This is a genomic window from Paenibacillus shunpengii (genome assembly GCF_042684905.1).
In the GTDB taxonomy this organism is placed as follows: Bacteria; Bacillota; Bacilli; order Paenibacillales; family Paenibacillaceae; genus Paenibacillus; species Paenibacillus shunpengii.
On sequence record NZ_JBHUMJ010000002.1, the window covers coordinates 320716 to 333947 of the forward strand.

The 13232-nt window shown below is 43.1% G+C and carries 12 protein-coding genes; 10 read left to right on the forward strand and 2 right to left on the reverse strand.

Annotated features, from left to right (window positions below; translation table 11 throughout):
• Positions 1 to 352: 352 nt before the first annotated feature.
• The gene (locus tag ACFSVM_RS01345) at positions 353 to 1342 is read left to right on the forward strand and encodes a serine hydrolase domain-containing protein (protein WP_090726701.1); all 990 of its coding nucleotides are present in this window, start codon (positions 353 to 355) and stop codon (positions 1340 to 1342) included.
• Between the two features lie 164 nt (positions 1343 to 1506).
• Here ACFSVM_RS01345 and ACFSVM_RS01350 read toward each other — a convergent pair whose 3' ends face one another.
• Positions 1507 to 1848 carry a winged helix-turn-helix transcriptional regulator gene (locus ACFSVM_RS01350; RefSeq protein WP_047914374.1) on the reverse strand — a complete coding sequence of 114 codons (342 nt, stop codon included), beginning with the start codon at positions 1846 to 1848 and terminating at the stop codon, positions 1507 to 1509.
• A gap of 105 nt (positions 1849 to 1953) precedes the next feature.
• Between ACFSVM_RS01350 and ACFSVM_RS01355 the strand changes: the two genes are divergently transcribed.
• From ACFSVM_RS01355 to ACFSVM_RS01395, 9 genes are all read left to right on the forward strand, one after another.
• Positions 1954 to 2346 (forward strand): RidA family protein, encoded by a 393-nt coding sequence (locus tag ACFSVM_RS01355; RefSeq protein WP_076312260.1) that lies wholly within the window; start codon positions 1954 to 1956, stop codon positions 2344 to 2346.
• A 142-nt stretch (positions 2347 to 2488) separates the two neighbouring features.
• Positions 2489 to 3361, forward strand: coding sequence for an aminoglycoside phosphotransferase family protein (locus ACFSVM_RS01360; protein ID WP_090726703.1), 873 nt, complete (start codon positions 2489 to 2491; stop codon positions 3359 to 3361).
• A 103-nt stretch (positions 3362 to 3464) separates the two neighbouring features.
• Complete coding sequence (locus ACFSVM_RS01365) at positions 3465 to 4352, forward strand: AraC family transcriptional regulator (protein WP_090726705.1); 888 nt, start codon at positions 3465 to 3467, stop codon at positions 4350 to 4352.
• Between the two features lie 262 nt (positions 4353 to 4614).
• Complete coding sequence (locus tag ACFSVM_RS01370) at positions 4615 to 5607, forward strand: ZinT family metal-binding protein (RefSeq protein WP_256209877.1); 993 nt, start codon at positions 4615 to 4617, stop codon at positions 5605 to 5607.
• A gap of 93 nt (positions 5608 to 5700) precedes the next feature.
• Complete coding sequence (locus ACFSVM_RS01375; RefSeq protein WP_090726706.1) at positions 5701 to 7230, forward strand: metal ABC transporter solute-binding protein, Zn/Mn family; 1530 nt, start codon at positions 5701 to 5703, stop codon at positions 7228 to 7230.
• Between the two features lie 42 nt (positions 7231 to 7272).
• Positions 7273 to 7989, forward strand: a complete 717-nt coding sequence (locus ACFSVM_RS01380; RefSeq protein WP_076312254.1) for a metal ABC transporter ATP-binding protein — start codon at positions 7273 to 7275, stop codon at positions 7987 to 7989.
• On the forward strand, positions 7926 to 8768 hold the full coding sequence (locus ACFSVM_RS01385; protein ID WP_218145899.1) for a metal ABC transporter permease: 843 nt from the start codon (positions 7926 to 7928) through the stop codon (positions 8766 to 8768). Before ACFSVM_RS01380 ends, ACFSVM_RS01385 begins: the two co-directional genes overlap by 64 nt.
• A 184-nt stretch (positions 8769 to 8952) precedes the next feature.
• Complete coding sequence (locus ACFSVM_RS01390) at positions 8953 to 9867, forward strand: prenyltransferase/squalene oxidase repeat-containing protein (RefSeq protein WP_076312253.1); 915 nt, start codon at positions 8953 to 8955, stop codon at positions 9865 to 9867.
• A 17-nt stretch (positions 9868 to 9884) separates the two neighbouring features.
• Positions 9885 to 10298: a GNAT family N-acetyltransferase gene (locus tag ACFSVM_RS01395; protein WP_090726711.1), complete on the forward strand. Its 414-nt coding sequence runs from the start codon at positions 9885 to 9887 to the stop codon at positions 10296 to 10298.
• 123 nt (positions 10299 to 10421) lie between these two features.
• On the opposite strand, the gene ACFSVM_RS01400 is transcribed toward ACFSVM_RS01395, so the two are convergent.
• On the reverse strand, positions 10422 to 13130 hold the full coding sequence (locus tag ACFSVM_RS01400) for an S-layer homology domain-containing protein (RefSeq protein ID WP_090726767.1): 2709 nt from the start codon (positions 13128 to 13130) through the stop codon (positions 10422 to 10424).
• Positions 13131 to 13232: the final 102 nt, after the last annotated feature.

Below are 13232 nucleotides of genomic sequence, written 5' to 3' on the forward strand. Positions count from 1 at the left end.
TACGACCTCCATCGTATCTGCAAACAGCAATATTCACGAAAGGTTACTTTGGATGGCATACCAAATAATACGGGCATTTTCCGTTTCTAATTGCGTATGCCTGCTATTCAGTTTCTAAGACAGAACCACCATATAAGTCGCAGCCATTAAAACCATCTCCCTTCGTGTCAGGAACTTGCTTATCACTAAGCTAAATATAAAATATCCTTTATTGGAAAAATAATCAATATAAAGTTCAGATGCCTGCTTGAAACAATGGAGAGAACGAACAGTTATCAACCTAATGAACGGGCAGGTTAATGTAGTGAACTGTCGAATATTTGATTTAGAAGTTCCATTAACGGAGGGTACCATGAATCTTAATCAATCAATTCACACTTTTGATGAGCTTAATGATCATGTGGAGGAGATCAGGAATCAAATTTCTGCATCCGGATCATCAGTCCTGGTCATGCAAAATAATCGGATCGTAAATGAATGTTATTCTGGCTACCATGATAAGTCCCCTAACAGTCGATCAATAGATGAAGATTCACAGTTCAATGTAGCATCCATTCGCAAAACCTATCTTGGTCTGGCAATCAGCCTTGCGCTCTATGAAGGGAAAATAAGAAGTATTGACGATTACATCGTAGACTATTTAGAAGATACAAACGTGAAGGTTATACACAATACAACCATACGGCATATCCTGACACATACTCATGGCCTGCAAGGACCAAACGAAAGGCTATTCCCACCAGGGACAGACTGGAAATACAATAATGCGGGGGTTAATTTGCTTATTAGGATGGTACAGAATGTATTTAACCAATCTCTTGCACAAGTGTTAAGGGATCGAGTGTTTGCCTCTTATGGATTCATGAACACAGACTGGAAACATAAGAAAAATGACAAATTGGTATGGGTTAATGAAGAATACTCAAGCAATGACGGCAGTGAGGCGAATCTATTTGTAAATACACGAGATATAGCTAAATGGGGAAACTTGTTTCTGAATAAGGGAAAGTATAAGGGGGAACAAATACTGCCTCGTTTAGTCTTCGAACAAGCCGTTTCCATCGTGACTCCAAGTCAGCTCGATGAAGCTTTACCTCGAAATGGGTTCTTTTGGTGGGTAAAAGATATGAACCGGCCTGTATCTGAGCTAGGGTATGACCTTCCTCGGGGCTCTTATCAATTATTCGGTTTCTTTGGAAATGCGGTTCTAGTTATTCCTGAGTATCACGTCGTGGTCGTCAGAATGTTAAATCAGCTCGGACCCAATCCCCCAGGATATGATTATATCCAAGACATTCGAAAATTCGGGGATCTAGTATTGAAATGTATTGATAAAGGATGAATTGATGACGAAACCCAGGTGCTCTATAATATAATGGTAAGCTCTTTAAAGACTGCTTTAGGCTATTCATAAGTGAATACGAAACTCCATTATGCACAATTAGCAGCTGCGTCAATGTGATACAGCTGCTTTACTATAGTTGCCAACGGTTCCAAAAACCCAGTTTACACGCCTCGATTTTTTACTCCCCACTCACATAATTCTTCTAATAAAGGTAAGAGCGTCTCCGCTTTGTCTGTGAGACTGTACTCTACCTTAGGAGGGACTTGTGGATATTCCTTCCGCACGACAAGACCATCTGCTTCCAATTCTTTGAGCTGTGAACTCAATATTTTATAAGTAATTGCTCCTATTTGTCTCTTAAGATCATTAAACCTGACAGGTTGATTCTCTGCTAACAGATAGATGATAACCATCTTCCATTTGCCGCCGATCACTGACATCGTATAACCAAATGGGGTATCTTGAATATTACGAACTTTGCCTTTATATTCAGCCATACTCATCATTACACTATCCTTTCGGGTAGTAGCTATCAAAGAAGTGCGTACTACATTTTTATCATTGCTCATTTTATACTAACCTTACTTTGAATTGAAGGAGAGAATAAAATGAAGAATATTAAAACTTACAATCATGGTGTTGCTTGGGAAGAAGCCTTTGGTGTTACCCAAGGATATAGTGTGAATGGCACAATCTATATTTCTGGGCAATTTTCCCACAACATGCAAGGCGAGTTCGTTGGTGAAGACAATTTCGAAGTACAGACACTGCAGACGTTCGAGAACCTCGATCGTGTGCTTACAGGGTTTGGTGTCACAAGGTCTAATCTTGCTGAGTTAGAAATTTATATGACCCAACCGGAAGAGCATTTTGAGCAGTGCGTCCAATTGTACAAAGCGTACATAGGAGACCATAGACCGGCTGTTACTTCCGTCGGTGTATCGAGTCTAGCGTTTCCACATCAACTAATTGAGATCCGAGCCGTCGCCCACACCGATTAACTTGATGCTATAAGTAGATGGGGAGGCGTGTTTTCACCTATAATTGAATATTACCAGCACAGCTCCTTATTATATTGATACGCTGTTAGATAAGAAGAGTCATATTGTGCTGACTTAATAAATCTAACGAAGAGGTGTTAACATGGGAGCAGGAAAGATGCATGCTGACGAAATGGAAATTGACGAAGCGCTTGTACGCCGTCTCATTCTGGAGCAGTTCCCCCAGTGGGCAGAGCTAACCCTGGAGCGGATCGAGCCGGCGGGCACAGTGAACGCCATCTTTCGGCTCGGCGACGAATATTCTGTTCGTCTTGCACGGCGCGAGGGACCTGCGATACCAGAAAGTCGTGAATGGATCTGGCTGCCCAAGCTCGCACCCTTACTTCCGCTGGAGACGCCTCTTCCTATTGCACAAGGGCAACCGAATAACGAATATCCGTGGTTTTGGGAAATACATACATGGGTTGAGGGGAAGACGGTGCCAATAGAAGAGATGGACGTAATTCAGGCAGCACGTGATCTTGCAGATTTCGTTGGAGCACTGCAACAAATCAATCCATCGGGGGGACCGTCAGGACGCGGTATTCCTCTGGCTCAGCGGAATGAAGAGTTTCAATACTGGCTGGCACGGTTCGATGGCGATCCTGCCGTGTCCGCAGTGTGGGAATCTGCGCTTGCTGCGCCTCCCTGGAACGGCCCACCCGTTTGGCATCACGGCGACCTCGATGTGCGTAACTGGCTTGTGCGAAACGGACGCATTACGGGTGTGATCGATTGGGATACAATGGGTATTGGAGATCCAGCGTGCGACATCATGGTTGCATGGAAGCTGCATTCCGCAGCAGCCCGTGATGCATTCCGCGAACATCTCCCGACAGATGATGCTACGTGGGCAAGAGCAAAGGGATGGGTCGTATCCCAAGCGGTATCAGCTCTTGCATACTACACGCCGGACAACAATCCTGTTCTGTACCATGAGGCTAAGTCCTGGCTTGACCTCATATTATCTGAATGAAGAAAAGCACCCACTCCCCCCGGATATGAAACTTAATTGAGCACAAATAGTTGCGATACGAAGCCATGGCATAACTATACTTTGGATAAGAGGGAGGGATCAGATGGATTGGCTTATGAGAATGAACCGGGCATTAGATCATATCGAATTGAATCTAACCGGCGAGATTGACTTAAAGGAAGTAGCTCAATGCGCTTGTTGTTCATCACATCAGTTCCAGAGAATGTTTTCATTCATTACAAATGTGCCTTTGGCAGAATATATCAGGAGAAGACGGCTTACTCTCGCTGCTATTGAATTGCAGAATAGTGACATGAGAGTTGTTGATATCGCCATAAAGTATGGTTATGAATCTCCAGTTTCATTCGCAAGGGCTTTTCAATTATTACATGGCGTAAATCCAGCAATGGCCCGGGAAGAAGGGACTGCCCTCAAAGCCTATCCACGGATCTCCTTCCTTATTTCAATCAAAGGGGAAGAGGCTATGAATTACCGTATGGAGACAAAAGAATCCTTTCAAGTATTCGGAATTGAAAAAGTGTTTCGATTAAACGGAGTGGATACGCCAGCAGACTTATGGAAACAAAGCCATGCTAATGGCGAGGTAGAAAGGCTTGCTGCGAATGCGGGTGACCTGCCTGCCTCTATCAATCAGGACTATCATAAAGTACATGCTGTTTGTAGCTATAAAAAAACGGAAGAGGATACCTTCCCCTACATGCTGTGCGCATTTAAGGATGAAGCCAGTAAAACCGATGGGTACACAAGTATAACGATACCCGCACACATGTGGGCGATCTTCTCATCCGATCCTTTTACATGGGATAAATTTAATGAAACGATTGAAACGCTATATAGGCGGTTCTTTTCTGAGTGGCTGCCTACGGCCGGATATGAACAGATCGACGGGATGGAATTTGAGATTACAGGAAGTAAGGATGATGGTCTTAATTTTGTAGAGCTATGGTTTGCAGTCAGGAGAATATCCTGAGTGTATATACTTGAGAGAAACGACTTAAATTAATTCAAAATAGCAAGGAGTAGTTTGCCTTTTGGCCAGCTGCTCCTTTTCTTTTAGCCTAAGTGAATTCCCTATTACAGCTCCTCCCAATGCAGGACTCCCCACCGCTGTTCAATTTAGAAATATTAAATAAAAACAATTATTTAAGCTTGACAATTAGTATAGAGCCGTGTAACCTTTAAAACGTAATAATTACGATTACGATTAAGCGCGACGAGAGGGGAAGACACACTTGAAGAAATTATCTTTACTTATTAGTTTATTGGCATTAAGCGTAATGTTAGCCGCTTGCCAAGATGCAAAAGAAGGGGAAACTGCTAATCATAACGCAGCAGAAACAGAAGAGACAGGAGTACAAGAAACTGATGTACAAGAGACCGATGTACAAGAGTCAGGAACAATTACAATAGAAGGCTTAGGTGACCATTATCATACCGGAGATACCATCGAATTATCTGCTGTACTCAGTGAGAATGTCGATTATGATCACTGGCATTGGTACATAAAAGAAAGCGATCAAACGGAATGGGAAGCGGCTTCTGGTCAAGAGGGGGACACCTTTACAGGGGAGGCAACGACGGATGGTTTAGAAATTAAAGCTACACTGTACGATGGTAATCATGAAGTGTACTCAGAGTCCGAGCCGGTTACCATCGTTATCGACGACCACCATGGTCATGATGAAGAGAGCAAAAACATTAATGCAGGAATCTTTGAAGATGAACAAGTCAAAGATCGTGAATTATCGGACTGGGAAGGTGATTGGCAGTCTGTATACCCCTACCTTTTAGCTGGTGATTTAGACGAAGTGTTTGAACACAAAGCAGAAGAGGGCGATATGACTGCTGAAGAATATAAAGAATACTACACAACTGGGTATGAAACAGATGTAGAACGCATCATTATTGAGAATGGCAATGTAACGTTCTTCCGTGATGGAAAAGAATCTTCAGGTGACTACGAATACGATGGTTACGAGATTCTTACTTACGAAGCAGGTAATCGAGGCGTGCGATTTATTTATAAGCTCGTAGATGAAAATGCAGATATGCCGCAATATATTCAATTCAGTGATCACCTCATATTCCCAACGGACTCACATCACTACCATTTATATTGGGGAGATGATCGTGAAGCTTTATTAGAAGAGGTTACCAATTGGCCAACTTATTACCCTTCTGATTTAGATGCAGAGGATATCGTTCGTGACCAATTAGCGCATTAAATCCACAGAGGAGAAGAGAAGCATACCGCTTCTCTTCTTCCTGCTTTCGTTTTACTTGTTTTAACTATATCTAGCAAAGGAGATTTATAATACATGAATCGAAAAATGCTTCAAACCCTTTTCGTTTTTTTAACTGTAACCTTAGTTCTTTTTGGATGTGAGTCACAAAACACAGAAAATACGACTAACAACGATGGATCCAAGATTTCTGTGATAGCTTCTTTTTTACCTATGTATGAATTCACTAAATATATTGCTGGAGATCGGGCGGATGTCCAGCTTATGGTCTCTGAAGGACAGGATGCCCATCAATTTGAACCTAGTGCACAAGATGTCGCGGCTGTAAACGAAGCGGATGTATTTGTCTATAGTAGCGATGAGATGGAGTATTGGACAAAGAGTTTATTGAATACCGTAGAAAATGACAACCTTATCATTGTACGAGCAGCCGATGGACCTGAGAAATCGGACACAGTAAGTGTTCAAGTTGAAGGTGTGGCCGATCACTATCATACGGGTGGTGAGATTAAGCTAACGGCGAAATTAACAGGCGATGTCGATTATGATCACTGGCATTGGTATCAACGAGCAAGTGCAGATGAAGAATGGGCAGTTGTCTCTGGACAAGGGACAGCAGCATTCACCATAGAAGCCCCGGAAGATAGCTTTGAAGTTAGAGCCGTTATATATGATCATAATCATAATGTTTATGCGGAATCCGAGCCGGTAGAGCTTGTGATTGATAATCATGATTCCCATGCTCACGAAGATGAAGACCACGCAGGACATGAACATGAAGAACACAGCGGTGCACAAGCACGAGAAGAAATATCGATTGTGGGCTTAGCAGATCATTATCACACAGGCGATGTGGTTACACTTGCTGCCGAAATGAATGAAGAGACAGAATTTAAAAGCTGGAATTGGTTCATAAGAGAAAACGCAGATCATGAATGGGAAGCAGTACCTGATCAAGAGACGGAGCGTTTTGAATATAAAACAACAGGAGAAAGCTTCGAAGCGAAGGCTGTACTGTATGATCATGACAAGAATGTTCATGCAGAATCACAAATAATCTCTGTAATCATTGATGATCATGAGAATCAAGACCCTCATATCTGGCTTGATCCGGTATTGGCACAAGATCAGGTCCTGGCTATTCGCAATGCCTTAATCGAGGCAGACCCCGATGGAGAAGCAGTTTATGAGGACAATGCGGAAGCATTTATAGAAGAGCTTAAGGCGCTGGATAAAGAATACCAGACTACATTAAAAGATGCAGCACATAGAGCCTTTGTCGTACAGCATCAAGCTTTCGGCTACCTTGCAGATCGTTATGATTTAGAACAAATTGCGATTGGTGGACTATCTACTGAAGTAGAACCAAGCCCTTCTCGAATTGCAGAAATTGCTGATTTAGTTCAAGAATACAATGTTCCCGTTATTTATTATCAACAAGGGGCCAGCTCCTCTATCGCTCAAACGGTTGCTGCAGAAACAGGGACAGAGACAGCTGTCTTATATGATTTAGAGGTGCTTTCAGAGGAATTAATAGAGAATGATTTAGGGTACTTGGAAGCGATGCGTCACAACCTCAAAGCGTTGCAAGCCAGCATTAAATAAGTAATTAAGAGGAACAGAGTAAATAGAGAGGTATATAATCTCATGTACTATATTAAAGTCGATGAACTGGCATTTCATTATGAACAGGAGCCTGTTCTTACGAATATATCCTTTGAATTAAATCCAGGGGACTTTATCATGCTGACAGGGGAGAATGGAGCGGCGAAAACCACTTTAATTCGGAATATATTAGGTTTACTTAAGCCTACAACCGGTAAAGTTAGCTTATCCCCCAATAATCGTCTCGGAGAGAAGCTAGTGGTTGGATATGTCCCTCAACAAGTTGCTTCGTTTAATGTCGGTTTTCCCAGTACAGTATTGGAATTAGTTCAGTCTGGTCGTTATCAGAGAGGCAAATGGTTTAAGAAATTAAATAAAGAGGACAAAGAACAGGTCAAGCGTGCCCTTGAATCCGTTGGAATGTGGGATATGCGCTATAAAAAGATTGGAGAACTGTCCGGAGGACAAAAACAGAGGATCTCTATCGCACGTGTTTTTGCTACAGACCCTGATCTGTTTGTATTGGATGAACCTACCACAGGAATGGATACAAAATCACGCGAGGAATTTTACAAATTGTTAAAGCATTACAGTGAGGCACATGGCAAGGGAATTTTGATGGTCACACACGATCATGATGAGCTTCGAAAATACTGTAACAAACATATTGAACTTATACGAAAGGTGGGCTTACCTTGGAGATGTTTCTCTATGGATTCATGCAAAGAGCTTTCCAGGCCTCCCTTGTCATCTCATTAATTGCACCCATGCTAGGATTGTTTCTCATATTACGCAGGCAATCCCTTATGGCAGATACTTTATCCCACGTTTCATTAGCTGGAGTCGCATTAGGACTATTAGTCAGCGTTAACCCAACCTGGACCAATATCTTGATGGTCGTAGTTATTGCTGTTTTACTGGAGTACATGCGTATGCTATATCGAACGTATTCTGAAGTGTCTATCGCCATTTTAATGTCAGCTGGGATGGCTTTAGCCTTGTTTCTAATTAGTTTGAGTCAGGGTGGTTCCACACTAAATATCGAAAAATTTTTATTTGGATCAATCGTAACCATTAGTATGGAGCAGGTGTGGATACTTTATATATTGGCGGGTATAATTTTGTGCTTATACCTAGTGTTTCGGAAGGCGATGTACGTAATGGTTTTTGATGAAGAAACGGCTTTTACTGCTGGCTTACCCATAAAGACGATGTCTATCCTATTCAATGCTTTAACGGGAATAACCATTGCTATCATCATGCCAATCGTAGGCGCACTCTTAGTATCTGCGATTTTAATATTACCTGCAGCGATATCTATGCGATTGAGCAGAAGCTTTTCAAGCACAATATTGATAGGGATTCCTATTACATTAACGGGTATGTTAAGCGGATTAGTAACTTCTTATGAGTATGGTACTCCACCGGGAGCAACCATTACCTTAATCCTCGTTACCATCTTAATCGTTATAACCATCGCAAATAAATTGGTACAAGTATTCAAGATGAATAAAAGTTGGAATAAGAAGCAGACCTAAAATTATCAAATATTTCATTAGTAATACGTAAGATTGAGATTGTATGGAGCTGTTGCCAGTTGGCAGCTGCTCTTTTTTTTCATTTAGGGTAGATTAGTTTAGAAGGTAACAGCTATCTGGTGATATAATTAGGAAAATATGACAGTAATCAAATCAGTTTTAGACATAACAGAGGAGATAACAAATGGAGACGACTCAAACTCTGCGTTTGGAAATCGAAAAATCTATACAGTTTCTTGAATATGCCCCCCATTTTACGATGGATCACGGTGAATGCACTCGTCGAAAATGGGATGGGGCTTGGTGGCATATGGCTGCTCTCTATGAAATGGGAGAGGTGAGGAGAATCCCACAATCCTCTATTGAAAGAGCTAAATATCTCCTCAAAACTCAGGTCTGGCCAACTTTTATTATATCTGAGGACGACGGTCCATCAAGTGAAAGGGATAAGCTGAAGATGGATTGCTGTCACTGTGAACTCGCTGTTTTTTATATGATTCTGACCGCTTATGGCTGTGATTTGGACAAGGAACTGCCTTGGATCCGGGAATGGCTGTTAAAACATCAATTACCTGATGGCGGACTGAACTGTGATCCTGAAGCTTATACGCATTCTAGGAAAAGTTCTATCGTCTCTACGTTACCTCCCCTGGAAGCTATATTATTACATACCAACCGCGAATTTACGGTGCAGGAGGCTGTTTTCTTAGACGAAGGTGCACGGTATTTAATCGAGCATCGTCTTGTGTGTTCTAAGCAAAAAGGGGACATTATCGATGTGGAGTGGCTGAAGCCTTGCTTTCCGAGGTTTTTTGAATATGATATTTTACGGGGTATGTTCTTCTTGGCAGAATGGTCCGAGCGTAGAAATAAACCGCTGCCTCTTGAAGTTTTAAACGAAGGTATGAAACGCTTGAGTACATCATTAACAGCAGAAGGCGTGCGAATCGGTAGACAAATCTTTGATCCACAGGGCCCTTGGGGAGGACATACCTTTTCTTTGTTAGTCGAAACTTCTAACATTGGCGCCGTGTCACCTTATTTAACGAGACAATGGAATCGAGTATTTGAATTGGCCCACATGGACGGAGGAGAGTAATTATTAAACAAGATCAGATGAATTGCATTCTAGAAGGAAAAATAGTAACTCTTGTTCCGATGGAAGATTGCCACAAGGCAGAATTAATCAGCGTCTTGTTGTCTCCAAAGGTATGGGAATACACCTGGAGAACGATCCATACAACGGAAGAACTGGATCAGGTACTGACTGATGCATTGGCAAATAAAAATAATGGATCCCAGATTCCCTTCACCATATTGGATCAAGCGTCAGGGAAGATCATCGGAACCACCCGAGCAGGGGATCTGGATATGGCGAATAGAAATGCTGAGATTGGATGGACATGGCTATCGCCTGACTATTGGAGGACGGGTGTCAATACGGAGTGCAAATTTCTTCTGCTGCGACACTGCTTTGAGGAGCTGCATCTAATGCGCGTCCAGTTCTACGTGAGTGGACAAAATATCTGATCACAACGGTCAATTTTACGAATCGGAGCGATCAAGGAAGGTGTTTTCCGTAAGCATCGAATAAAGGCGAATACGAAAAGGGCTGAAACTAGAAACTAGTTCAGCCCTTAACCTTTCTATTTATTATTTTGCTGCAACATGAGCAATGACACGATCCTCAGTGTAAGTGACAGTCACGTCATAACCATCCGCAGTTACACGATCAAATTGACCTTTAACTCCACCTGCAGTAATTAATGTAATATCTTTAGAACCCTCAATCTTATAGCTAGATAGATCCAGATTCAGACTTCCGCCAGCCAGATACAGCATTTTGTTGACATGGATCTGACTGCTGTCATCATCCATCACCATTTCTAAGGTTCCGTTGTCCATCGTGAGGTTTCCGTTCACTTTCAATGATCCATCGGCGTTAACCTTGACCGTTCCATTCTCCACGTACAGATCGCCTTTACCAAAGGCAGTTGCCGATTCAGCTTCGAGTGTTCCTGCTTGCAGTAATGTTCCGCCGGTGTAGGTATTGTTTCCCGTCATAGTAAGGGTTCCCGATCCCTTCTTCGTAAGCATGCCCGCGCCACTGATATTATTTCTCCACCAGTCTTGTGCGTTAAAGCGTCCTTTGGAAGCGTCCATATTCACGGTTACATTCTCCAGGAACGCGCCGTACCCATCCGCAGCTGTGACGAGATCCAGTCTGCCCCAGCCGTTTGATTCGTCCAGTACAGGATAACCGGAGTCAATGGACGTCGTATACAATACTTCTCTGCGCTGTTCATCGGTTAAATAAGGCTGACGCGTTTCGAGTAAAGCTTCTGCACCTTCTGGTACTTCAGGAGCGAGGCCTTTGATTCCGGTTTGAGGCAGGCCATAAGTAAGCTTCTCTCTGTAGAAGGCTTTGTTGGCGTCATGATCTGTCCATTTTGTCTCATCGTATGCACTCTTGAAGTTATAGTCCTCTGTCACCGTATGTGCATAGTCATACAGACTCATGCCTTTTGCTGCTGCTTTCGCTCCAAATACTTCTCCTGCATTTTCATAGCCCTTCTCTAATAATTCTTTATACTCTTCTTTATTGAATGCATAGGCAGCCATGGCTGTAGCTTGAATTCTTGCACCGATTACATCAAGCGGTGAGTGCATTCCGGTTACGATCCGATTCTCCCCCATTTGAGCCGCTCGGGTCAAAAATTCAGCGTATCGTTCTGGTGTAGCGTAGGCAAAAGGCAGAACGGATAGGTACGACGCGCTTGTATGTCCGCTTGGGAAAGCACCATCTTTGCCTTGTCCATCCTCTGCTTCTCTTCTGACATAGCTCAATGCAGGGATAACCTCAACATCGGATTCATACGTTTGGAAATGTCTTTCTCCGGTTGATTTTGTACCTCCTGAAGGTAAGGGTTCATCTGTTGGTTCACCTTCGCCGAGGGTTTCCCAAACAGGAAGACCATTCTGATCGACGATTTCTTTAACCTCTCCGTTTGAATTCATTCTCCACGGTCTTGGTGAAGAGAAGAAGTATTTAGAAGGATTAGATGAAGCAGGGATTTTGAAACGAACGGCGTCTACTAAAGCGATCATATCTTCAAGCTCGTTATTTTCCCAGCTTCCGATTCCCTGGCTCTCGTCTTCTACCGTGGTTTCTGTCAAGACGACATCCATTTCATCGATGCTTCGTTCAACGCTTGTCGTTGGCTTGATGATATCCACATAAGTGTTAGCCAGCGGTCCGAAACCATCGATCATACTATAGATCTTATCTCTTTGGTCATCATAGTAGGCTGCGAGCGCTTCTTCTTTGGTACGATTTTGCGTGACTTCTTCTACATATTTAATATTGGCAACCCAGGTTGCCTTGTTTCTTATTTCGGCATTTGCATATGTTTTCTTATCTGCAACGACAGCGGCTGCATCATTTTTATAGCCGTCAAAATAAATAGTCGGCCCGTCACCATAATTCGCAACCTTGCCGTTGACCCCAGGGACAGTTAAGGCTGTTCCATTTCTCCAGGCCGGTTGGTTCAAGGACCATACTGCATCAAAACCATCCAGAATCTGAATAAAAGGATTTGTTGCAGCCGTGTTTTTGAGTGTGTCGTCGGCTGCATTTTCACCATGTCGCACGGCAGATAAAGAGGCTTCATCCGCAGGAGGGGCAACATTCAGCTGGTTTGTCGTTCCAACGGGTTTAGATGGTTTGGCACCCACTTGGGTATTCGTATCTACAGCGTTAACCAGTATTTCGACGGCTTCGGCACGCGTGATCGAATGAAGAGGTTTAAAGCTGCCATCTTCGTAACCGGATATCATTCCCGCCGCTGCCGCTGCACCTACAGCTCCTTTGCTCCAAGCTGCAATGGTGGATGAATCGCTAAAGGCATCCGCGGCATCCTCGTTATCCTCCAAATTCAGAATTCCCGCGATGATCACTGCTGCTTCTTGACGGGATAAGGAATTCTGCGGCTTCATCGTTTGATTCGAGTACCCGCTTATATATCCAGCGGCGCTGGCTGCAGCCACGGCGTCATAGTACCAGGCATCCACAGAAACATCTTTGAAGTTAATCTTGGTTTGTCCAGAATATCCAAAAGCAGCATTGACTAAATTTATAAACTCGGCTCTAGTGATGGATTTGTTCGGTTTAAAGGTGCGGTCCAAATATCCTCGAACCAATCCTTGATCGATCCAAGCTTGAATTTTGGCTTCTGCCCAGTGTCCTTTAATATCGGAGAGCTGAACCTCCGGGCTCGCTGCGAAACTTTGACCTGCTAACGACGAGCTTGCCATAGATAACATGAGAAGAAATGCGAGTGATTTTTTTGATTGTTTTTTCATAGCCTGCAACTACACGCCCCTATTCTTGATCGTTGAAATTGTTCTACATGCACCAGCAAATGATGAGAAAGTCTCCATTTCAGATGCCTGTTACGCCGTAAC

Bases quoted from the DNA above. Each gene is read 5' to 3' on its own strand.
- ACFSVM_RS01345 (WP_090726701.1), top strand. From the start codon at position 353: ATGAATCTTAATCAATCAATTCACACTTTTGATGAGCTTAATGATCAT.
- ACFSVM_RS01350 (WP_047914374.1), bottom strand. From the start codon at position 1,848: ATGAGTATGGCTGAATATAAAGGCAAAGTTCGTAATATTCAAGATACC.
- ACFSVM_RS01355 (WP_076312260.1), top strand. From the start codon at position 1,954: ATGAAGAATATTAAAACTTACAATCATGGTGTTGCTTGGGAAGAAGCC.
- ACFSVM_RS01360 (WP_090726703.1), top strand. From the start codon at position 2,489: ATGGGAGCAGGAAAGATGCATGCTGACGAAATGGAAATTGACGAAGCG.
- ACFSVM_RS01365 (WP_090726705.1), top strand. From the start codon at position 3,465: ATGGATTGGCTTATGAGAATGAACCGGGCATTAGATCATATCGAATTG.
- ACFSVM_RS01375 (WP_090726706.1), top strand. From the start codon at position 5,701: ATGAATCGAAAAATGCTTCAAACCCTTTTCGTTTTTTTAACTGTAACC.
- ACFSVM_RS01380 (WP_076312254.1), top strand. From the start codon at position 7,273: ATGTACTATATTAAAGTCGATGAACTGGCATTTCATTATGAACAGGAG.
- ACFSVM_RS01390 (WP_076312253.1), top strand. From the start codon at position 8,953: ATGGAGACGACTCAAACTCTGCGTTTGGAAATCGAAAAATCTATACAG.
- ACFSVM_RS01395 (WP_090726711.1), top strand. From the start codon at position 9,885: ATGAATTGCATTCTAGAAGGAAAAATAGTAACTCTTGTTCCGATGGAA.
- ACFSVM_RS01400 (WP_090726767.1), bottom strand. From the start codon at position 13,130: ATGAAAAAACAATCAAAAAAATCACTCGCATTTCTTCTCATGTTATCT.